At 32.3% G+C, this 23,030-nt stretch carries 23 protein-coding genes and 1 pseudogene; 12 read left to right on the forward strand and 12 right to left on the reverse strand.

Annotated elements, in window-relative coordinates; translation table 11 throughout:
* Positions 1-179: 179 nt before the first annotated feature.
* From KI230_RS06800 to KI230_RS06845, 10 genes are all read left to right on the forward strand, one after another.
* Entirely contained in the window at positions 180-1,586 is a 1,407-nt protein-coding gene (locus tag KI230_RS06800; protein ID WP_000350967.1) for an anthranilate synthase component I, read from the forward strand.
* Entirely contained in the window at positions 1,583-2,149 is a 567-nt protein-coding gene (locus KI230_RS06805; protein WP_000604817.1) for an anthranilate synthase component II, read from the forward strand. The genes KI230_RS06800 and KI230_RS06805 overlap by 4 nt, the downstream gene beginning before the upstream one ends.
* A 5-nt stretch (positions 2,150-2,154) precedes the next feature.
* Entirely contained in the window at positions 2,155-3,153 is a 999-nt protein-coding gene (gene trpD, locus KI230_RS06810; RefSeq protein ID WP_000173839.1) for an anthranilate phosphoribosyltransferase, read from the forward strand.
* A 1-nt stretch (position 3,154) separates the two neighbouring features.
* Entirely contained in the window at positions 3,155-3,937 is a 783-nt protein-coding gene (gene trpC, locus KI230_RS06815) for an indole-3-glycerol phosphate synthase TrpC (protein ID WP_000154119.1), read from the forward strand.
* Entirely contained in the window at positions 3,937-4,569 is a 633-nt protein-coding gene (locus KI230_RS06820; protein WP_000768190.1) for a phosphoribosylanthranilate isomerase, read from the forward strand. Before trpC ends, KI230_RS06820 begins: the two co-directional genes overlap by 1 nt.
* A complete protein-coding gene (gene trpB / locus KI230_RS06825) occupies positions 4,562-5,776 on the forward strand; it encodes a tryptophan synthase subunit beta (protein ID WP_001041342.1) in 1,215 nt (404 codons plus the stop codon). Before KI230_RS06820 ends, trpB begins: the two co-directional genes overlap by 8 nt.
* Positions 5,769-6,497 (forward strand): tryptophan synthase subunit alpha, encoded by a 729-nt coding sequence (trpA, locus tag KI230_RS06830; RefSeq protein WP_000163627.1) that lies wholly within the window; start codon positions 5,769-5,771, stop codon positions 6,495-6,497. The genes trpB and trpA overlap by 8 nt, the downstream gene beginning before the upstream one ends.
* Before the next feature lie 321 nt (positions 6,498-6,818).
* Entirely contained in the window at positions 6,819-8,081 is a 1,263-nt protein-coding gene (femA, locus tag KI230_RS06835; RefSeq protein ID WP_000673309.1) for a glycine glycyltransferase FemA, read from the forward strand.
* 18 nt (positions 8,082-8,099) lie between these two features.
* On the forward strand, positions 8,100-9,359 hold the full coding sequence (gene femB / locus KI230_RS06840) for a glycine glycyltransferase FemB (protein WP_000673098.1): 1,260 nt from the start codon (positions 8,100-8,102) through the stop codon (positions 9,357-9,359).
* 682 nt (positions 9,360-10,041) lie between these two features.
* Positions 10,042-10,809 (forward strand): Cof-type HAD-IIB family hydrolase, encoded by a 768-nt coding sequence (locus KI230_RS06845; RefSeq protein WP_001213020.1) that lies wholly within the window; start codon positions 10,042-10,044, stop codon positions 10,807-10,809.
* Positions 10,810-10,857: 48 nt separating this feature from the next.
* Here the strand turns inward: KI230_RS06845 and KI230_RS06850 are convergent, their stop codons facing one another.
* The 7 genes from KI230_RS06850 to KI230_RS06880 all read right to left on the reverse strand — a co-directional run bounded on the left by KI230_RS06850 (position 10,858) and on the right by KI230_RS06880 (position 15,366).
* On the reverse strand, positions 10,858-11,331 hold the full coding sequence (locus KI230_RS06850; protein ID WP_000523668.1) for an SWIM zinc finger family protein: 474 nt from the start codon (positions 11,329-11,331) through the stop codon (positions 10,858-10,860).
* Positions 11,332-11,454: 123 nt separating this feature from the next.
* Complete coding sequence (locus tag KI230_RS06855; RefSeq protein WP_000571247.1) at positions 11,455-12,156, reverse strand: ABC transporter ATP-binding protein; 702 nt, start codon at positions 12,154-12,156, stop codon at positions 11,455-11,457.
* Positions 12,149-12,922, reverse strand: coding sequence for an ATP-binding cassette domain-containing protein (locus KI230_RS06860; RefSeq protein WP_000052310.1), 774 nt, complete (start codon positions 12,920-12,922; stop codon positions 12,149-12,151). Before KI230_RS06860 ends, KI230_RS06855 begins: the two co-directional genes overlap by 8 nt.
* Positions 12,909-13,739, reverse strand: a complete 831-nt coding sequence (gene nikC / locus KI230_RS06865; RefSeq protein WP_000548932.1) for a nickel transporter permease — start codon at positions 13,737-13,739, stop codon at positions 12,909-12,911. Before nikC ends, KI230_RS06860 begins: the two co-directional genes overlap by 14 nt.
* Positions 13,732-14,718: a nickel ABC transporter permease gene (gene nikB / locus KI230_RS06870; RefSeq protein ID WP_000469949.1), complete on the reverse strand. Its 987-nt coding sequence runs from the start codon at positions 14,716-14,718 to the stop codon at positions 13,732-13,734. Before nikB ends, nikC begins: the two co-directional genes overlap by 8 nt.
* 170 nt (positions 14,719-14,888) lie before the next feature.
* Positions 14,889-15,074: a hypothetical protein gene (locus KI230_RS06875; protein ID WP_001791844.1), complete on the reverse strand. Its 186-nt coding sequence runs from the start codon at positions 15,072-15,074 to the stop codon at positions 14,889-14,891.
* The gene (locus KI230_RS06880) at positions 15,022-15,366 is read right to left on the reverse strand and encodes a 6TM ABC transporter family protein (RefSeq protein ID WP_000171798.1); all 345 of its coding nucleotides are present in this window, start codon (positions 15,364-15,366) and stop codon (positions 15,022-15,024) included. Before KI230_RS06880 ends, KI230_RS06875 begins: the two co-directional genes overlap by 53 nt.
* A gap of 204 nt (positions 15,367-15,570) precedes the next feature.
* Here KI230_RS06880 and pepF point away from each other — a divergent pair, with 204 nt between their 5' ends.
* On the forward strand, positions 15,571-17,385 hold the full coding sequence (pepF, locus tag KI230_RS06885; RefSeq protein WP_000077576.1) for an oligoendopeptidase F: 1,815 nt from the start codon (positions 15,571-15,573) through the stop codon (positions 17,383-17,385).
* A 138-nt stretch (positions 17,386-17,523) separates the two neighbouring features.
* Here the strand turns inward: pepF and phoU are convergent, their stop codons facing one another.
* From phoU to KI230_RS06910, 5 genes are all read right to left on the reverse strand, one after another.
* Positions 17,524-18,165 (reverse strand): phosphate signaling complex protein PhoU, encoded by a 642-nt coding sequence (gene phoU, locus KI230_RS06890; protein WP_000974847.1) that lies wholly within the window; start codon positions 18,163-18,165, stop codon positions 17,524-17,526.
* A 6-nt stretch (positions 18,166-18,171) separates the two neighbouring features.
* The gene (gene pstB, locus KI230_RS06895) at positions 18,172-19,023 is read right to left on the reverse strand and encodes a phosphate ABC transporter ATP-binding protein PstB (protein WP_000079447.1); all 852 of its coding nucleotides are present in this window, start codon (positions 19,021-19,023) and stop codon (positions 18,172-18,174) included.
* 46 nt (positions 19,024-19,069) lie between these two features.
* Positions 19,070-19,987 carry a phosphate ABC transporter permease PstA gene (gene pstA / locus KI230_RS06900; protein WP_000450292.1) on the reverse strand — a complete coding sequence of 306 codons (918 nt, stop codon included), beginning with the start codon at positions 19,985-19,987 and terminating at the stop codon, positions 19,070-19,072.
* A gap of 1 nt (position 19,988) precedes the next feature.
* Positions 19,989-20,915, reverse strand: coding sequence for a phosphate ABC transporter permease subunit PstC (gene pstC / locus KI230_RS06905; protein WP_000204625.1), 927 nt, complete (start codon positions 20,913-20,915; stop codon positions 19,989-19,991).
* Between the two features lie 190 nt (positions 20,916-21,105).
* The gene (locus tag KI230_RS06910; protein WP_214958240.1) at positions 21,106-22,089 is read right to left on the reverse strand and encodes a phosphate ABC transporter substrate-binding protein PstS; all 984 of its coding nucleotides are present in this window, start codon (positions 22,087-22,089) and stop codon (positions 21,106-21,108) included.
* A gap of 548 nt (positions 22,090-22,637) precedes the next feature.
* Between KI230_RS06910 and KI230_RS06915 the strand changes: the two are divergent.
* Positions 22,638-22,929: pseudogene (locus KI230_RS06915) on the forward strand (transposase); the annotation flags it as partial.
* Between the last annotated feature and the right edge of the window lie 101 nt (positions 22,930-23,030).

Raw genomic sequence — 23,030 nt, forward strand, 5'->3', positions numbered from 1 at the left:
GATGATGTGAACTAACACCGAGATTAATGAAATTGGGTTTTGTCTGCAACAGAAAAATTATATATAGTAAAGAGTGAACTATGAATATTTCGAATATTCGGTTAATTTAGGTGGTACCACGCGTCAGCGTCCTTTATATTGATAAGGATGCTGGCGCTTTTTTGAAAGGAGCGTATAGAATGGATATATTTTATAAAAAAATAAAAGCAAATGTAACGCCCGAAGTTTTAGCACAACTTCATTCCAAGAAGATCATTTTGGAAAGTACAAATCAACAACAAACTAAAGGTCGCTATTCAGTTGTTATTTTTGATATTTATGGCACTTTAACTTTAGATAATGATGTATTATCAGTAAGCACTTTAAAAGAATCGTATCAAATCATTGAAAGACCGTACCATTATTTAACGACTAAAATAAATGAAGACTATCATAATATTCAAGATGAGCAACTTAAGTCATTACCGTTTATATCTGGATATGTTGGGACGTGTAGCTTTGATTTAGTAAGACATGAATTTCCTAAATTGCAATCAATACAATTAGAAGATCACAAGCAGCACGATGTAAGGTTATATATGGTTGAACAAGTTTATGTATTTGACCATTACAAAGATGAGTTATATATCATCGCGACGAATCAATTTTCAAATTCAACAAAATCAGATCTTGAGAATCGAGTTATTAAGTCTATCGAAGACTTAACTAAAATCCAACCATTCATGCCTACACAAGATTTTGATTTTAAAACTAAAGAAATTCAATCAAACATTTCTGAAGAAAGATTTATCGAAATGATTCAGTATTTCAAAGAGAAAATAACAGAAGGGGATATGTTCCAAGTTGTGCCATCAAGAATTTACAAATATGCGCATCATGCTAGTCAGCATTTAAATCAACTTTCGTTTCAACTGTATCAAAATTTAAAACGACAAAACCCAAGTCCATATATGTATTATCTTAATATCGATCAACCATATATTGTCGGTAGTTCTCCCGAAAGTTTCGTAAGTGTCAAAGATCAAATTGTAACAACTAATCCTATTGCAGGTACGATTCAACGTGGTGAGACGACACAAATAGATAATGAGAATATGAAACAACTACTTAATGATCCAAAAGAATGCAGCGAACATCGTATGCTAGTTGATTTAGGACGTAATGATATTCATAGAGTAAGTAAAATCGGTACCTCAAAAATTACTAAATTAATGGTTATTGAAAAATATGAACATGTTATGCATATCGTAAGTGAAGTCACAGGTAAAATAAATCAAAATTTATCGCCAATGACAGTTATTGCGAATTTATTACCAACAGGTACCGTTTCAGGTGCACCAAAATTACGTGCAATTGAAAGAATATATGAACAATATCCACATAAACGGGGCGTTTATAGTGGTGGTGTTGGATACATAAATTGTAATCATAACTTAGATTTTGCATTAGCAATTCGAACGATGATGATAGATGAGCAGTATATCAACGTAGAAGCTGGTTGTGGCGTTGTATATGATTCTATTCCTGAAAAAGAACTGAATGAAACGAAATTGAAAGCTAAAAGCTTATTGGAGGTGAGCCCATGATCTTAGTTGTAGATAATTATGATTCCTTTACATATAACCTAGTGGATATTGTTGCTCAACATACTGACGTCATTGTTCAATACCCTGATGATGATAATGTGCTGAATCAATCGGTGGACGCTGTTATTATATCTCCTGGTCCAGGGCATCCATTAGACGATCAACAGTTAATGAAAATCATATCAACCTATCAACACAAACCCATTTTAGGTATTTGTTTAGGGGCTCAGGCACTGACTTGTTACTACGGTGGAGAAGTCATTAAAGGCGACAAGGTTATGCACGGCAAAGTTGATACACTAAAGGTTATATCGCATCATCAACATCTGTTATATCAAGATATACCAGAACAGTTTTCAATTATGAGATATCATTCATTAATAAGTAACCCTGACAATTTTCCAGAAGAATTGAAAATTACTGGACGTACCAAAGATTGTATACAGTCATTCGAGCATAAAGAAAGACCGCATTATGGTATTCAGTACCATCCTGAATCATTTGCTACAGACTATGGTGTCAAAATAATTACAAATTTCATTAATCTAGTGAAGGAAGGATGAAAACCATGACATTACTAACAAGAATAAAAACTGAAACTATATTACTTGAAAGCGACATTAAAGAGCTAATCGATATACTTATTTCTCCTAGTATTGGAACTGATATTAAATATGAATTACTTAGTTCCTATTCGGAGCGAGAAATCCAACAACAAGAATTAACATATATTGTACGTAGCTTAATTAATACAATGTATCCACATCAACCATGTTATGAAGGGGCTATGTGTGTGTGCGGCACAGGTGGTGACAAGTCAAATAGTTTCAACATTTCAACGACTGTTGCTTTTGTTGTAGCAAGTGCTGGCGTAAAAGTTATAAAACATGGTAATAAAAGTATTACCTCAAATTCAGGTAGTACGGATTTGTTAAATCAAATGAACATACAAACAACAACTGTTGATGATACACCTAACCAATTAAATGAAAAAGACCTTGTATTCATTGGTGCAACTGAATCATATCCAATCATGAAGTATATGCAACCAGTTAGAAAAATGATTGGAAAGCCTACAATATTAAACCTTGTGGGTCCATTAATTAATCCATATCACTTAACGTATCAAATGGTAGGCGTCTTTGATCCTACAAAGTTAAAGTTAGTTGCTAAAACGATTAAAGATTTAGGTAGAAAACGTGCAATCGTTTTACATGGTGCAAATGGTATGGATGAAGCAACACTATCTGGTGATAATTTGATATATGAATTGACTGAAGATGGAGAAATCAAAAATTACACATTAAATGCGACTGATTATGGTTTGAAACATGCGCCGAATAGTGATTTTAAAGGCGGTTCACCTGAAGAAAATTTAGCAATCACACTGAATATCTTGAATGGTAAAGATCAGTCAAGTCGACGTGATGTTGTCTTACTAAATGCGGGTTTAAGCCTTTATGTTGCAGAGAAAGTGGATACCATCGCAGAAGGCATAGAACTTGCAACTACATTGATTGATAATGGTGAAGCATTGAAAAAATACCATCAAATGAGAGGTGAATAATATGACGATTTTATCAGAAATTGTTAAATATAAACAGTCACTTTTACAAAATGGCTATTATCAAGACAAACTTAATACCTTAAAAAGTGTGAAGATTCAGAATAAAAAATCTTTTATAAATGCAATTGAGAAAGAACCAAAGCTAGCAATTATTGCAGAAATCAAATCGAAGAGTCCTACAGTTAATGACTTACCTGAACGAGATTTATCGCAACAAATCTCAGATTATGAAAAGTATGGTGCTAATGCTGTATCCATTTTGACTGATGAAAAGTACTTTGGTGGTAGTTTTGAAAGATTACAAGCATTGACGACAAAAACAACATTACCCGTATTATGCAAAGACTTTATTATAGACCCGCTTCAAATTGATGTTGCTAAACAAGCTGGTGCATCTATGATTTTATTGATCGTTAACATCTTATCTGATAAACAATTGAAAGATTTATATAACTACGCTATATCGCAAAATCTAGAAGTGTTAATTGAAGTACATGATCGCCATGAATTAGAACGTGCCTATAAGGTTAATGCTAAATTGATTGGTGTAAATAACAGGGACTTAAAACGATTTGTCACAAATGTGGAACATACAAATACTATTTTAGAAAATAAAAAACCAAATCATTATTATATTTCTGAAAGTGGTATTCACGATGCATCTGATGTAAGAAAAATCTTGCATAGTGGTATCGATGGCTTACTAATAGGTGAGGCGCTTATGCGTTGTGACAATCTATCTGAATTTTTACCACAACTGAAAATGCAAAAGGTGAAGTCATGATGAAATTGAAATTTTGTGGCTTTACATCAATAAAGGATGTTACAGCGGCCAGTCAATTACCTATTGATGCGATAGGTTTCATCCATTATGAAAAAAGTAAAAGGCATCAAACAATTACCCAAATAAAAAAGTTAGCGTCTGCTGTTCCAAATCATATCGATAAAGTATGTGTCATGGTAAATCCTGATTTAACAACAATTGAACACGTATTAAGCAATACGTCAATTAACACAATACAGTTACACGGCACAGAATCTATTGATTTTATACAGGAAATTAAAAAGAAATATTCAAGCATTAAAATCACTAAAGCTTTAGCTGCAGATGAAAACATAATCCAAAACATAAATAAATATAAAGGGTTCGTAGATTTATTTATTATCGACACACCCTCAGTGTCGTATGGTGGTACCGGTCAAACATATGACTGGACTATTTTGAAGCACATAAAAGACATACCTTACTTGATAGCAGGAGGCATTAACTCTGAAAATATTCAAACAGTTAATCAACTTAAATTATCACATCAAGGTTTTGATCTTGCATCAGGTATAGAAGTAAATGGGCGAAAAGATATAGAAAAAATGACAGCAATTGTAAATATTGTGAAAGGAGATAGAGACAATGAATAAACAAATACAAACGGAAGCAGATGAATTAGGTTTCTTTGGTGAATACGGAGGGCAATATGTTCCAGAAACATTAATGCCAGCAATTATTGAGTTGAAAAAAGCTTATAAAGAGGCAAAAGCAGACCCAGAGTTTCAAAGAGAACTGGAATACTATTTATCAGAGTATGTAGGACGCGCGACGCCACTTACATATGCTGCATCATATACTGAAAGCCTAGGTGGCGCTAAAATATATTTGAAACGAGAGGATCTAAATCATACAGGCGCCCATAAAATTAATAATGCGTTAGGTCAAGCGTTGCTTGCTAAAAGAATGGGCAAGAAGAAGCTTGTTGCTGAAACTGGTGCGGGTCAACATGGTGTAGCTAGTGCTACGGTTGCTGCATTATTTGATATGGAACTTGTTGTCTTTATGGGAAGTGAAGATATTAAAAGACAACAACTTAATGTATTTAGAATGGAATTACTTGGTGCAAAGGTTGTGGCAGTTGAAGATGGTCAAGGGACTTTATCGGATGCAGTTAATAAAGCATTGCAATATTGGGTAAGTCATGTAGATGATACACATTATTTATTAGGTTCTGCATTAGGTCCAGACCCGTTCCCAACGATTGTTAGAGATTTTCAGAGTGTGATTGGTAAAGAAATAAAATCACAAATATTGAAGAAAGAAGGTCGACTTCCGGATGCAATTGTAGCATGTATCGGTGGTGGCTCAAATGCAATCGGTACATTTTATCCATTTATTAAAGATGATGTTGCATTATACGGTGTTGAAGCCGCAGGTCAAGGCGAGGATACTGATAAACATGCACTTGCAATTGGCAAAGGATCACCTGGCGTATTACATGGTACTAAAATGTATTTAATTCAAGATGAAGGTGGGCAAGTGCAACTAGCACATTCTATTTCAGCAGGACTTGATTATCCTGGTATTGGGCCAGAACATTCTTATTACCACGATATTGGTAGAGTAACTTTTGAAAATGCAAGTGATACACAAGCAATGAATGCTTTAATCAACTTTACAAAACATGAAGGTATTATACCTGCAATTGAAAGTGCACATGCACTGAGTTATGTTGAAAGACTAGCGCCTACGATGTCGGAAGAAGATATTATTGTAGTAACTATTTCTGGACGTGGCGATAAAGATATGGAAACAATTAGACAATATATGGCAGAGCGAGGTCTTGCAAATGACTAAATTATTTATACCTTATATTATGGGCAATAAAGATTTGATTGAAAATGCAACATTGTTGAGTGAAAATGGTGCAGATATAATTGAAATTGGAGTACCTTTCTCTGATCCGGTTGCTGATGGTCCAGTTATCATGGAAGCAGGTCAACAAGCGATTAAACAAGGCATCACGATAGATTATATTTTCAATCAATTAGAAAAACATGGTGATCAAATTAAGTGTAACTATGTATTAATGACGTATTATAATATTATTTGTCATTATGGAGAACAAGCGTTTTTTGAAAAATGTCGAGATACTGGTGTCTACGGCTTAATTATTCCTGATTTACCATATGAATTATCGCAGCGTTTAAAACAACAATTTAGTCACTATGGCGTCAAAATCATATCGTTAGTTGCGATGACTACTGATGACAAACGTATAAAAGATATCGTATCCCATGCGGAAGGCTTTATTTATACTGTGACGATGAATGCGACAACAGGGCAAAACGGTGCGTTTCATCCAGAATTAAAACGAAAAATTGAGTCAATTAAAGCGATAGCCAATGTGCCAGTTGTCGCAGGATTTGGTATAAGAACACCACAACATGTTGCAGATATAAAAGAGGTTGCAGATGGCATCGTCATTGGTAGCGAAATCGTTAAGCGATTTAAATCTAACACGCGTGAGGAAATCATTAAATATTTACAATCTATCCAACAAACATTGAATAATTAAGTTTACTTGATTTAAAAAAATTAGTCGAATACTGTTTGAAAAATTGAAAAACGGTGAATTATAAAATTGAATAGAAATGATACAAAAGTAATATGAGCAAACCTAAACGTTCATATTACTTTTTTTGAAATTGTATGCAAAAATCTAAATATTACTATAAAAGTATACGCAATTAAAGCGTTTATGTTTTAGTTTTAACATTAACTATTGTATACTTATTTAGATTAGATTTATTATTTTTGACATTTGCAGAGGGGAAATAGAAAAACTGCAAATACGGAAATGAAATTAATTAACGAGAGACAAATAGGAGTAATGATAATGAAGTTTACAAATTTAACAGCTAAAGAGTTTGGTGCCTTTACAGATAGCATGCCATACAGTCATTTCACGCAAACTGTTGGCCACTATGAGTTAAAGCTTGCTGAAGGTTATGAAACACATTTAGTGGGAATAAAAAACAATAATAACGAGGTCATTGCAGCTTGCTTACTTACTGCTGTACCTGTTATGAAAGTGTTCAAGTATTTTTATTCAAATCGCGGTCCAGTGATCGATTATGAAAATCAAGAACTCGTACACTTTTTCTTTAATGAATTATCAAAATATGTTAAAAAACATCGTTGTCTATACCTACATATCGATCCATATTTACCATATCAATACTTGAATCATGATGGCGAGATTACAGGTAATGCTGGTAATGATTGGTTCTTTGATAAAATGAGTAACTTAGGATTTGAACATACTGGATTCCATAAAGGATTTGATCCTGTGCTACAAATTCGTTATCACTCAGTGTTAGATTTAAAAGATAAAACAGCAGATGACATCATTAAAAATATGGATGGACTTAGAAAAAGAAACACGAAAAAAGTTAAAAAGAATGGTGTTAAAGTAAGATTTTTATCTGAAGAAGAACTACCAATTTTTAGATCATTTATGGAAGATACGTCAGAATCAAAAGCTTTTGCTGATCGTGATGACAAATTTTACTACAATCGCTTAAAATATTACAAAGACCGTGTGTTAGTACCTTTAGCGTATATCAACTTTGATGAATATATTAAAGAACTAAACGAAGAGCGTGATATTTTAAATAAAGATTTAAATAAAGCGTTAAAGGATATTGAAAAACGTCCTGAAAATAAAAAAGCACACAACAAGCGAGATAACTTACAACAACAACTTGATGCTAATGAGCAAAAGATTGAAGAAGGTAAACGTCTACAAGAAGAACATGGTAATGAATTACCTATCTCTGCTGGTTTCTTCTTTATCAATCCATTTGAAGTTGTTTATTATGCTGGTGGTACATCAAATGCTTTCCGTCATTTTGCCGGAAGTTACGCAGTGCAATGGGAAATGATTAATTATGCATTAAATCATGGCATTGACCGTTATAATTTCTATGGTGTTAGTGGTAAATTTACAGAAGATGCTGAAGATGCTGGTGTAGTTAAATTCAAAAAAGGTTACAATGCTGAAATTATTGAATATGTTGGTGACTTTATTAAACCAATTAATAAACCTGTTTACGCAGCATATACCGCACTTAAAAAAGTTAAAGACAGAATTTTTTAGGAAGGGAATTATCAAAACATGAAATTTACAGAGTTAACTGTTACCGAATTTGACAACTTTGTACAAAATCCATCATTGGAAAGTCATTATTTCCAAGTAAAAGAAAATATAGTTACCCGTGAGAATGATGGCTTTGAAGTAGTTTTATTAGGTATTAAAGACGACAATAACAAAGTAATTGCAGCAAGCCTTTTCTCTAAAATTCCTACTATGGGAAGTTATGTTTACTATTCGAATCGTGGTCCAGTAATGGATTTTTCAGATTTAGGATTAGTTGATTATTATTTAAAAGAGTTAGATAAATATTTACAGCAACATCAATGTTTATATGTTAAATTAGATCCGTATTGGTTATATCATCTATATGATAAAGATATCGTGCCATTTGAAGGTCGCGAGAAAAATGATGCCTTAGTAAACTTGTTTAAATCGCATGGTTACGAGCATCATGGCTTTACAACTGAGTATGATACATCAAGCCAAGTACGATGGATGGGCGTATTAAACCTTGAAGGTAAAACACCTGAAACATTGAAAAAGACATTTGATAGTCAACGTAAACGTAATATTAATAAAGCGATAAACTATGGTGTTAAAGTAAGATTCCTTGAACGTGATGAGTTCAATCTTTTCCTAGATTTATATCGCGAAACTGAAGAGCGTGCTGGATTTGTTTCAAAAACAGATGATTATTTTTATAACTTTATTGACACATATGGAGATAAAGTATTAGTACCATTAGCATATATTGACCTTGATGAATATGTGTTAAAGTTGCAACAGGAATTGAATGACAAAGAAAATCGTCGTGATCAAATGATGGCGAAAGAAAACAAATCAGATAAACAAATGAAGAAAATTGCAGAATTAGATAAGCAAATTGATCATGATCAGCATGAATTATTGAATGCAAGTGAATTGAGCAAAACGGACGGCCCAATTCTAAACCTTGCTTCTGGCGTTTATTTTGCAAATGCATATGAAGTGAATTATTTCTCTGGGGGTTCATCAGAAAAATATAATCAATTTATGGGACCATACATGATGCATTGGTTTATGATTAACTATTGCTTCGATAATGGTTATGATCGTTATAATTTCTATGGTTTATCAGGTGATTTTACGGAAAACAGTGAAGATTATGGCGTATACCGCTTTAAACGTGGATTTAATGTACAAATCGAAGAATTAATAGGGGATTTCTACAAACCAATTCATAAAGTGAAATATTGGTTGTTCACAACATTGGATAAATTACGTAAAAAATTAAAGAAATAGATGTAAATGATGTTAGGGCTTATAGTTATTGATACTATAGGCTCTTTTTTATATGTTTTTTAATAAAGCCTCGAATAATGATATATTAAATGACAAGTTTAACAAGTGATTGCAATAAATATAAATATGAATTGCGCAACCTATTTGTAAATGATTGAGTTGAGTATACTTTTTAATTCATTCAATATGACTCAAAACAAGCCAATATGTATTATATTTTTGGTGAATAAACCTTAGCATAACAATTTATGTCTGATTATATATGTGTGTGTGTTTGCAAGTGTGTGATATCAAATGTCATATTTGTCTAATTGTAATTTATAAAATGCATGAGCAATGATTGCTGTAACAAATTCTAGCAAAGTATTCAGTTTGTATTTTAGAAATAAAAATGATGATAGATGTATGATCGATATAAAAGATTTAATATGCACCAAAACGTGAGTAATTGGTTTAATGAAACATAACATGAATGTAAATTTAGCTTACTGACATAAACACTACACAAACATACAGTTATATAAGTCCCCTTATGGAATTTCACATTCTAGTTTACATAATATATATTATAGGAAGTAATGTGTGTGACGCAAAAGGTACCCTACATCATAATCATTATCTAATATCGTCACATAACTTACTTATGCTATAATCATGGTATTATATTGTTTGGAGTGATTTGATGAGATTTGTCTTTGATATTGATGGTACGCTTTGTTTTGACGGCCGATTAATTGACCAGACTATTATTGATACATTGTTACAATTACAACATGATGGTCATGAACTTATATTTGCATCAGCACGTCCGATTCGTGATTTGTTGCCAGTTTTACCATCAGTATTTCATCAGCACACATTAATTGGCGCAAATGGTGCTATGATTTCACAGCAATCAAAGATTTCTGTTATCAAACCAATTCATACAGATACATATCACCATATCTTAAAAATAATTCAAAAGTATGAGTTAGATTATATTATTGATGATGATTGGAATTATGCTGCACAACTTGACGCTGAGAACGCGATTTTTGAGCGTTTAGATCCACATAAGCTGGCCAGTTGTATTGATGTTGCAAATATCGACACACCAATCAAGATCATTTTATTAAATATAGACCCGGCACAAATTACAACTATATTAGACGAGCTAGATAAATACCATCAAGAATTGGAAATGATTCACCATTCAAATGAGTATAACATTGATATAACAGCGCAAAATATTAACAAATATACTGCATTACAATATATATTTGATGCAGATGTTAAATATATAGCATTTGGTAATGACCACAATGATATTGTCATGTTACAACATGCTAGTAGTGGCTATATTATAGGACCATCAGAAGCATACACACACGCAATATTGAAACTTGATAAAATCAAACACATCAATAATAATACACAAGCTATTTGCAAAGTCTTAAAATCATATAAATAAAAAACACCCCTATCAAATGATAATCATTATCAATCGATAGGGGCTATTTTAATAAAATTCGTCCTCGAACATTTCTTCCTCTTCATCTAATCCAAATAATTCTGCCATTTCTCCATGTTCAATTAACATGTTTAAATATGCATCGCGGAGTTCTTCTTCACTCATATCATTAATCATTTCTTTAAGACTATCAATCCACATATTTCTGCGTAATTGATAGTCTTCTTCAACTTCGTTTAACATCATTATATGTTTATTTGCTGCTTCTGGACTAGCTGTAAAGAGTAATGCAATCATATGTTTACATATCACTCGTCTTCCATCAGCATGAGGACAATTACATTTGGATTTTCTAGGATGTTCCATATCAATATAACAACGATATACTTTGTTGCCACTGCCCTTTACTTCAGCCTCATGCTGCGTTTCTGAAAATGATTTTAAGTTAATGACGCATTCACTTTGATAATAATTAAAGCCTCTTTCTATAGAACGAATACTTGCAATATCAAGTAATCCCATTAATGATACTCCTTTTTATTATTATTTTTAAATAAAGAAAATAAAATCGATAAGTGTCTAAATTAATATACTTAATTCATCTATATTTTATAACAAGTCTAGAATTATCGCATTCTTAAATAGCTAATATGAAAATGCTTGCACTAATTCTTTTGTATAAGGGTGTCTATCAACATTAAATAATTCCTCTATTGCAAAATCATCGACTATCATGCCATCCTTAAGAACGATAATTCTATTAACTAAGCGTTGTAACACGGATAAATCATGAGAAATAACGATAAAATGATTTAAGTTCGTAATCGTTTGCGCTTTTAATATATTTATTACATTTTGTTCAGCTATAACATCTAAATTTGAAGTTATCTCATCACATATTAAAACGCGAGGCTGTGCTAATAACGAACGCATGACATTAAATCTTTGTAATTGTCCGCCACTCACTTCGCTTGGTAATTTAGTCAATAATTGCGCGTTTAACTCAAAAGTAGATAAATGTTGTAATAATAATTGATCCTGAGCAGTATTATCAGTTAGGCCTCTGTAATAATATAACGCTTCTTTTAATGAGGTCTCAATCGTCCAATCAGGGTTAAAGCTAGTTAAAGGGTGTTGGAAAATCGGTAACACAGCATTGTCACTTAAGTAAATTTCTCCTTTAGCAGGTTTAAACAAGCCAAGAACCAATGAAGCGAGCGTACTTTTACCACAGCCACTTTCGCCTAAAATACCAACATTTTCTCCATCAGGTATAGTAATATTGATATCTTGTAGCACCATCTGCTTTTTATTATAACCAAAAGTCACATGTTTTAACTCAATCATAGTAATCCCTCTTTAATTGTGTTCTATATTTAATTAGACGTTCAGTATACGGATGCAAATGCTCATACTTGAAATGATTAATATTACCTCGTTCAATGATTTGACCTTCTTTTAAAACATAAATGTACTGACAATATTTCAATACATGACTTAAGTTATGTGTGATAATAAATAATGTTTGACCATGTTCTAATACAATATGCTGTAATAAATCCATCACTTGATTACCGTTCAAAGCATCCAATGATGCAACTGGTTCGTCTGCAATGATTAATTTAGGCTCCAACATGAGAACGCTTGCTATGTAAACGCGTTCAAGTTGGCCCCCAGAAAGTTGGAAACTATATTTATTTAATATATCTTTGCTTTGTAAATTAACCCACGACAAAGCCTTGTCAATTTTTGACAAAGCCTCTTCTTTACTACTTTTATAATGCTTACGATAAATCGCAGTTAACTGTTTACCTAATTTAGTATGGTCGTTAAAACTTTCTGCATAATTTTGGGAAATATAACCAATTGTATGACCATAATATTGACTCAATCTACTAACATTTTCTCCATCAAATTGGTACGAATCATACGTGCACCTTAAATCAAATGGTAAATATTCAAGTAAGGCTTTAGCAATCAAACTTTTCCCAGCGCCGCTCTCTCCAATCAAGGCATTAATCTGTTGACTAAAAATTTTCAAATCAATCCCTTTAATAAGAGATTTCTCACAAGTATTCTTTATTGTTAAATTTTGTATATCAATGAGACTCATCATATTCACCTCGTTGTTTCAGCAATCTATCTCTTAGCGCATCTCCGGTTAAATTAAAAATTAAAATAGTTATAGCAATGACTGAAGCAGGTGCAATCAACATAATTGGATGAGACGAAATAAAATCACGACCTTGTTGCAACATAGCGCCCCACTCTGGTGTTGGCGGTTGTGCACCTAACCCAATAAATGATAGTGAACTTATATATAGAATGATTTTACCGAAATCAACGACCATCAAAACGATAATAGCCGGTATAATTTTAGGTGTTAAATGACGTATTAATATTGTTCTTGTAGGTACATGAAATAATTGTGCCATTTTTATATAAGGCTTATTCATTTCGCTATTAACTATACTTCTAGTCAACCTTGTGTAATTCATCCATTTTATTAATGTAATTGAGATAACTAAATTCCATAAAGATGGTTGAAAAAAACTTGCTAAAGCAATCATGATGATAAATTCTGGAATACTCAGACCAACATCAATAAACCTTAACACTAATCGTTCAATCCACCCTTTTTTATATCCGGCAAATAGACCTAGTGTAACACCTATGACAACGATAGCTATTAATGTTAAAACAGTAACAAACAATGTTGAACGTGCACCGATAATAATTCGGGTAAATAAATCTCTCCCATAATCATCAGTTCCTAATAAATGCAACCAACTAATAGGTTCAAAAGTTTGTGATAAATTGACTTTGGTTGCATTTTCACTACTGACAAAGAATTGCAGTACAATTACCACAAAAATAAATGCAACGAATACAAAAAATATCAGGTTATTCTTTGAAAATATTTTATGCATGACGGTCACTACTTTCTGATATCAATGGTGTATTGGTTTTGATTTTTGGATTTCCTAATTGTAAACGCTGCTTCGGATCAAGTAATAACGTTAATAAATCAGCAATCGTATTGATAATAACAACGAAGAAGCCAATAAATAACACGCATCCTTGAATAACAGGATAATCTCGAGATTTAATACTATCCATTAATAGATAACCAATACCAGGTATATCAAATAAATTTTCAATCACTACAGTACCACCTATTAGACTGCCAAGTGAAATCCCTAGTAATGGGATAATCGGCAAAATTGTTGGTTTTAGTAAATCATGAATTAAAATATAACGTTCATTCATACCGCGTAATCTTGATGCTTGTACGATATTACTTTGCAATAACATCAATAAATTAGAACGCACTAAACGAATGATGTATGCACACATACCTAAAGATAGCGTGATTACAGGTAATATAAACTGACTTAGTATAACGCTATCTATATTCATTAAATTTGTGACAATAAATAATAAAATAATACCGATAAAGAACGCTGGTAAACTAATCGATAGTGTTGAGATCACTCTAATCACTTTATCCGTCCACTTATGAAATCGTTTGGCTGCTATAATGCCGAGCGGTATAGATATGCATAACGACACTACTAATGTTGAAAATGATATGAGTAATGTTATGGGTGCATAGTTGAATAATATCTGTGTTACCGGTTCTTTTGATTCAAAACTTTTTCCTAAATTAAAATGTAATAAATGATTCATCCAATGCCACCACTGTACCAATAAAGAATCATTTAATCCCAATTTATCTTTGGTTGCATTTATTTGTTCCGTCGACACTTGTGCTACATCAAGATGTAATATTTTATCAACAGGATTGCCTGGTGATAATTTCATTAAAATGAATGTAAGTGTAGAAATAACAAATAAAACAACTATCATTTGCATCAGTCTATACAACATAGACTTTATTATGAACATAATAGTCCCCCTCCTTGTGTAAGTTACTAACACTTTCTTTTTACATGAGAATGGCGCATGTATATGCAACTTACATATTAAGAACCAACGTTCATTATAGTATTATCCATAAAGAAATTGAAGTATATTTAATTTTTTAACAAAATCATTATAAAATATAATATTTTGAATCAAGTCAACCATGTAAAATATAAAAAAGTCAAAACAAAAACAACTATAGCACTGTATTCCATCTCTTTCGAAATAATTGTTACTGCAGTGTAACTTAAAAGTCGATGATTTTGTGCATATAGTTGTCGAATATTATTTTTTATCTTTACGGCGAAGTTCAGCGCCCTCATAGCCGTATTTTTCAATTTGCTTTTCTAATTTACGCGCTTTTCTTTCTTTACGCCAATTTCTAGTAAAATACCATAATAGAAAACTAATTAATAAACTCATAATCGCTAAAAATGCAGCGTATCCTAATAATGGTTGATATTTTATATCTTGAAAATTTGGAATAAAAAATGCAAGCACACCTAATATAACAAATGTAATTACTGCAGATACAAACCATTTATTTAAAACTAAGCAACAGAATATTGTTAATAAAATCATTATTAATGTTGTGATCCATAAATAATTAGGCATATCGAATAATGTCATATTCATTCTCCTTTTATTTCATTACTTTCCTTGTATACATTTTATTATAAATTTTTAAAAACTTAAACAATAGCAGTCAGTTTCAAGCAATATTCTATCTACTATTAGAAAAATCATTGTTCCTTGCGACATGGAAATCGTAACATTATCGTTTAGGAGACAAAATTATGTATAATGAATGTATTATACCAAAGGAGTGATTATATGTCTCAAGGTTTACCTTTAAGAGAAGATGTTCCTGTTTCAGAAACATGGGATTTAGTAGACTTATTTAAAGATGATCAACAATATTATGAAAGTATTGACGCTCTAGTACAACAAGCAAATCAATTTCATCATACATATGCAACAACATTAAATTCAATCGAACAAATTAATACTGCTTTAGCTGAATTAGAAAATATTTTAATTGCCTTAGATCGCTTAAGTAATTATGCAGAACTACGTTTAAGTGTAGATACTAGTAATATCGAGGCACAAGTATTGAGCGCTAAATTATCTACTACATACGGTAAAATTGTTAGCCAATTATCATTTGTAGAGTCAGAAATACTTGAATTACCAGAAGAAATACTTCAACAATTAGAAGAATCATGTCCATATCAACACTATATTAAACAGTTAATAAAACAAAAGCCATTCCAATTATCTGCGTCGGTAGAACAAGTATTAGCAACTTTATCACCTACGCTAAACAGTCCTTACGATTTATACGGCACGACAAAAATGCTAGATATTACATTCGATTCATTTGAACATGATGGTACAACGTACCCTGTCGACTATGCTACGTTTGAAAATGATTATGAAGATAATAAAGAGCCTGAGTTTAGACGTAAAAGTTTCAAATCGTTTAGCGATGGGATTCGAAAATATCAGCATACTACCGCGGCTACATATAATATGCAAGTACAACAAGAAAAAATTGAAGCTGATTTACGTGGATTTGAATCAGTCATCGATTATTTATTACATAGTCAAGAAGTAACGCGTGATATGTTTGACCGTCAAATCGATATGATTATGCGTGACTTGGCACCAGTTATGCAGAAATATGCTAAACTTTTACAACGTATTCACGGATTAGATAACATGCGTTTTGAAGACTTGAAGATTTCTGTAGACCCTGATTATGAACCAGAGATTTCAATTGAAGACTCAAAAAATTATATTTTCGGTGCGTTAAGTGTTTTAGGTGATGACTATACAAACATGTTACGTGAAGCATACGATCAGCGATGGATTGATTTTGCACAAAATAAAGGTAAAGATACAGGCGCATTTTGTGCAAGTCCATACTTTACACATTCATATGTGTTTATTTCTTGGACTGGTAAAATGGCTGAAGCATTTGTCTTAGCACATGAATTAGGTCATGCAGGTCATTTTACATTAGCTCAAAAACATCAACCATATCTTGAATCAGAAGCATCAATGTACTTTGTTGAAGCCCCTTCTACAATGAATGAAATGTTGATGGCCAATTATTTATTTAACACAAGTGATAATCCAAGATTTAAGCGTTGGGTTATTGGCTCAATTTTATCTAGAACATATTATCATAATATGGTTACCCATTTATTAGAAGCTGCTTATCAACGTGAAGTGTATCACAAAGTAGATCAAGGTGAATCTTTAAATGCGCCGACATTAAATGAAATAATGCTAAATGTTTATAAACAATTTTTTGGAGATGCAGTAGACATGACTGAGGGTGCTGAATTAACATGGATGCGTCAACCTCATTACTATATGGGATTATATTCGTATACGTATTCTGCTGGCTTAACAATCGGAACTGTCGTTTCTCAAAAGATTAAAAATGAAGGCCAACCAGCTGTTGATGCTTGGTTAGAAACATTGAAAAAAGGTGGTAGTGTATCACCTGTCGAACTTGCAAACATTGCAGGTGTAGACATTACTACAGAACAGCCACTTAAATCTACAATTCAATATATTTCTGATTTAGTCGATGAAGTTGAAAAATTAACAGATGAAATTGAGCAAGCAAATAACTAAGATGCGAGACAATTTATAGTAGAACAATATAAACCAAGATTTTCACATTACTAATTGTGAGAATCTTGGTTTTTTGAGGGTTTATGAATGATAGAAATATATATTTATCGTAAGGGATTTTATAGTAATAACTTTAAGTTATTGTTCGTAATGTGTACCTGTTAAATAAAAATAAACACTTTCAGCGATGTTAATAATATGATCACCAATACGTTCTAAATGTCTTGCTGCTAAATGAGCTTGTGCAGCGACAAATGGATCGTTATCAATAAGATACGTTGCGTTAATAATATGACTATATAAGTCATCGATATCTTCATCACGCTCAATTATTTCTCTTATTAATACGGTATCTTTCTTTTTAAATGCTTGATCTAAGTCCTTTAACATTAACATAGCTAATTTACCCATTGTCTTTAAACGGGTTAACACATAATCATCTGTAATCTTTGTACGCAATCGAATATTGGCAATACTCGATGCATTATCTCCTATTCTTTCTAAATCGGAGGCGATTTTTAATGAAGAAATCATCATACGCAAATCACTCGCAATGGGCTGTTGCTTTGTAATTAACATGATAACTCGCTCATTAATATCATAATTTAATTGATTGATATGTTTATCGTTTTTAACTGTTTGTCGTGCAAAGCCTCTATCGTCAATACTTAATGATTTTATACCATTTTCAATACTCACATAGACATTTGCACCTAACCGACGTAATTCCTTTATTAAATCATCAAGTTGCTCCTGATATCGCTGTCTAATTATTGCCATTATATATCAACCAAACCTTCCTGAAATATAATCTTCTGTTTTCTTGTTTGATGGGTTAGAGAAAATTTTATCAGTATCATCATATTCATTGACATAACCATTTAAGAAAAATGCAGTTTTATCTGATACACGAGCTGCTTGTTGCATATTATGTGTAACCATAATAATTGTATACTTTTCTTTTAGTTCTTGAACCAACTCTTCTACTCTTAATGTTGAGATTGGATCTAATGCTGATGTCGGTTCATCCATTAAAATGACTTCAGGTTCAATTGCTAAACAACGCGCGATACAAACACGTTGTTGTTGCCCACCGGATAAACTATATGCATTTGTGTGCAACCTATCCTTTAATTCATCCCAAATTGCAGCGCCACGTAATGATTTCTCAACGATTTCATCAAGAACTTTTTTATTTTTAATACCGTGAATCTTTGGACCGTAAGTAATATTATCGTATATTGATTTTGGAAATGGATTAGGTTGTTGAAAGACCATGCCCACATTTGTACGTAATTGTTCTTTAGAATATTTTTGATCAAAAATGTCTTGATCTCGATATAATATTTTACCAGCTGTTTTCACAGAAGGTACTAACTCAACCATTCGATTCAAAGTTTTAATATATGTTGATTTGCCACAACCAGATGGACCTATAATGGCAGTAATTTGGTTTTCATAAATATCTAAATTAATATTTTGTAATGCATGATTTTCGCCATACCATAAGTCTAAATTTTGTGTTGAATATATAACAGAATGTGAGTTTGTATCATCTGGTGTTTTATGATGACTTTGTGAGACATCAAACGTATGACTTTGAGATATTTGTTTAGTTTGTGCAAGTGTTTGCGCCATATTTAAAACTCCCTTTTTAATAGATAAATGAGATTGATTGTTTAAATTAGAATTTTTTACTAAATTTGTTACGTAAAATAATCGCAACGCCATTCATTAAGATTAAGATAACTAGTAAAACGATAATGCCTGCCGATGCAACATTCTGGAATTCTTCTTGAGGCATTTTCGCCCAAGTAAATATTTGGATTGGTAATGCTGAAAATTGATCCAATATACTTCTAGGTGTTGCCAATAATATAGTCGGTATACCGATTAGCACAAGTGGCGCTGTTTCTCCCAGTGCTCTTGAAAGAGACAAAATGAATCCAGTTAAAATACCAGGTAACGCTGCTGGTAAGACAACACGTCTTATCGTTTGCCATTTATTAGCACCTAAACCATAAGAAGCTTCGCGTACTGAGTTAGGTACAGCTCTAATTGCTTCCTGACTTGAAACAATAATAATTGGTAATATCAGTAAGGTCATTGTTAGCGCTGCTGCCAATATACTGTTACCCATTTTCAAGGCTTCAATCCCCGCACCACCAACGAACAAAGTGTAACCTAATATCCCAAATACAACTGATGGTACACCAGCTAAATTGGAAATACTGATTTTAACAAACTGAGTAAATTTGTTGTTTTTCGCATATTCTTCTAAGTATATAGCTGTACCTATTCCTAGGATGATTAATAATGGAATGATACTTAACATTAACCAAAGTGAACCGATTAACGCGCCTTTAACGCCAGCCATAGATGGTGTTGAAGAAGAAAAATTAGTGAAAAACTGTAAATTTAAATGACTTACCCCTTTAATCAATGTTTGAGTTAACAACGCAATAAGTACGACAAGTCCTAATAATGTACATGCTAAAAATATGAGTTTGAACACTTTATTTTTAACCGTTCTGGATGATAAATGTTTTTGGACAAGTTGTTGATCGACGAGTGATTGTCTATTATTATCTGTCGTTTCCATATTAATACTCCTCCCTAAAACGCTTAGAAATCCACTGAGAAAGTAAATTCATGATTAAGGTAAAGATAAATAGTGTGAACCCTACAGCATAAATACTGTAATAAATATTTGATCCAAATGTTGCATCACCTGTCGCTATCTCAACAATATATCCAGTCATTGTTTGAATCGAACTTGTTAAACTTAATGAAGCTGTTGGCGAACTACCTGCCGCTAATGATACAATCATCGTTTCTCCAATTGCTCTTGAAATCGCGAGAACGATTGAAGCTACAATACCTGATGTTGCTGCGGGAAGTACGACTTTAGTTGCTACTTCTAATTTAGTTGCTCCAAGTCCATAGGCACCTTCTCGAATTTTATTTGGTACAGATGCCATTGCATCCTCACTCAAACTTGTGATGAGAGGGACAATCATAATACCGACAACTAAGCCGGGACTTATAGCATTAAACTCTCCAAGACCTGGTATGAAAGATCTTAATACTGGTGTAACAAAGGTTAATGCAAAGAAACCAAACACAATTGTTGGTATTCCTGCTAAAATTTCTAATATCGGTTTAATTATGCGTCGTGCACGGTCACTTGCATATTCACTTAAATAAATTGCTGCACCAAGCCCGACTGGAACTGCAAATATAGTCGCAATAACTGTGATTTTTAAAGTCCCTATTATCAATGCCCAGATACCAAACTTAGGGTCTGAACCGGTAGGATTCCAAGTAGTAGAAAATAGAAATTCAGTTATTGGAATTCTGGTGAAAAAAGTGATGGTTTCTAAAAGCAATGTGATTAATATACCTAGTGTTGTTAAAATGGAAATCGCTGAAATTGCGGCTAAAATAACTGGTATAATTTTGTCATTATGCTTCCCTTTTTTATTATTATTTTTTTCGATTAAAGCTTTAACATTAGTAGATGAAGTCATAATCAAACCTCTTTCTATTACTCCCAAAATAATTAGATTTGTAAAATAATGATGAACCACTATTTTAAGTTGATAAGCTTGTAGACTAACTGAATGTCAAAATCAGCGTCTCGATAAATCAAGCTTTGTACTCTAAATAATGATTCACCATCAAAATCATGTTTCAAGACACATTTGAAATTGCGTCTTATTATTTTTTGTCTTCAGACTTTTTATCATCAGATTTCTTGTCGTCTGATTTTTGATTTTTATCAATAAATGCTTTTAAATCATCTAATTGTGATTTGTATGTTTTCTCTGGTGCTGCTACATATCCAGCTTCTTCAGCTGCTTTACCTTTATCTTCTAAGACGAATTTGATAAATTCTGACATTACTTTATTATCTTTCAATGCTTTTTCATTTACATAAACGAATAATGGTCTACTTAATGCATAAGAGTTATCTTGAATTGTTTTTTTCGTAGGCTCTGTTGCTTTACCATTTTCATCTTTGATTTTAACTTCTTTTAATTTATCTTTATTTTGTACGTAGAAGTTATATCCAAAGTATCCGATTCCCTCTTTGTTTTTCGTTACAGAAGAAACGATAGCATTTGTATCAGCATTTTTTTCTGCTTTAATATCTTCTTTATTCATTACTTCATTTTCAAAGAAGTCATAAGTACCATGACTTGAGTTTGGTGATACAGCATTTATTTTTTTATCTGGCCATTTACTATTAACATCTTTCCATGTTTTAGCTTTTCCAGAATAAATTGCTTTTAATTGCTGTTTGTCTAATTCATCTACAAAATCATTTTCTTTATTTACAGCAACCGTTACACCATCTTGCGCAATTTTAAATTCTTTGTATTTGATATTCTTATCTTGTAATTTTTGCTTCTCTTCATCTTTAATTGGTCTAGAAGCATCAGCGAAGTCGATATCTCCTGCAATGAATTTTTGGAAACCAGCACCTGTACCAGCTTGTCCTGCTGAGATTTTAGCATCCGAGTGATCTTGAGCCCATTTTTCATTTAATTTCTCCACAATTGGTGCTACTGTTGATGAGCCATCACCTTTAGCTTCCCCTTTTAAATCACTATTACCACTGCCACCATTACCGCCACCACAAGCACCTAATAATAGTGTTGCACCTAAAGCTGTAGTACCAACAAATTGCCATTTTTTCATTGAAATATCCTCCCTGTATGAACAACAAATAGTATTTGTATTGATTACATCTTTATCTTAACCTTGAATTATTAACCTCATTTTTAGAAACTGTAAATGTTACATAAAAATTTGTTAAGAAAATGTAAATATTAATTTTTGTTAATCTAAAAAATATTGCTTCATTAGTAAAATTAAAATGCTTCCTGAAAAATTATCGAAATTTAAATATGTACACAAAAAATGAGGCTGGGACATAAATCCCTAAAAAAACAGCAGTAAGATAATTTTCAATTAGAAAATATCTTACTGCTGTTCTCTATTTATACAATACTTCGTATTGAATGGCTTCGCTTTGCCCGTCTGGCACATTACTGTAAAATTCTATAAATAGAATTTTTGATGACGGGTCCCTTCCTAGGGTGCCGTCTCAGCCACCCCAACCGGCACATTGTTGTAAGCTGACTATATGTCAGCTTCTGTGTTGGGGCCCCTGTCTTCGACTGGCACTGCTCCCTCAGGAGTCTCGCCATTAATACTACGTATTAACATGTAATTTTACTTTGAAATACATTAAAGCCCAAATTAATCAAAAGCTTTCTGAACCAGAAACGAAAAAAAATCTATAGTCATAGAAAAATTTATGTAGAGCCTGTTTTTGGATTTATGAAGGTTATTTTGGGTTTCACTCGAATGTCAGTTCGAGGAATAAATAAAGTTAAACGAGAGCTAGGTTTTGTATTAATGGCACTTAATATAAGGAAAATAGCAGCTCAACGAGCTGTACATTATAAAATACATATCAAAAAAGCTAATTTCCATCAAATAATTAATAGAAATCAGCTTTTTTACATTGCCTAAGAACTTAATGTCCCAGCCTATTCGTTTGAATTATTTAATTTTTTACTTTGAAAGGAATGTTTAAAAAACTACTTCATCTGTCCGACTTAATATTGAATAAA

It is taken from the genome of Staphylococcus sp. MZ3 (genome assembly GCF_018622755.1).
GTDB lineage: Bacteria > Bacillota > Bacilli > Staphylococcales > Staphylococcaceae > Staphylococcus > Staphylococcus aureus.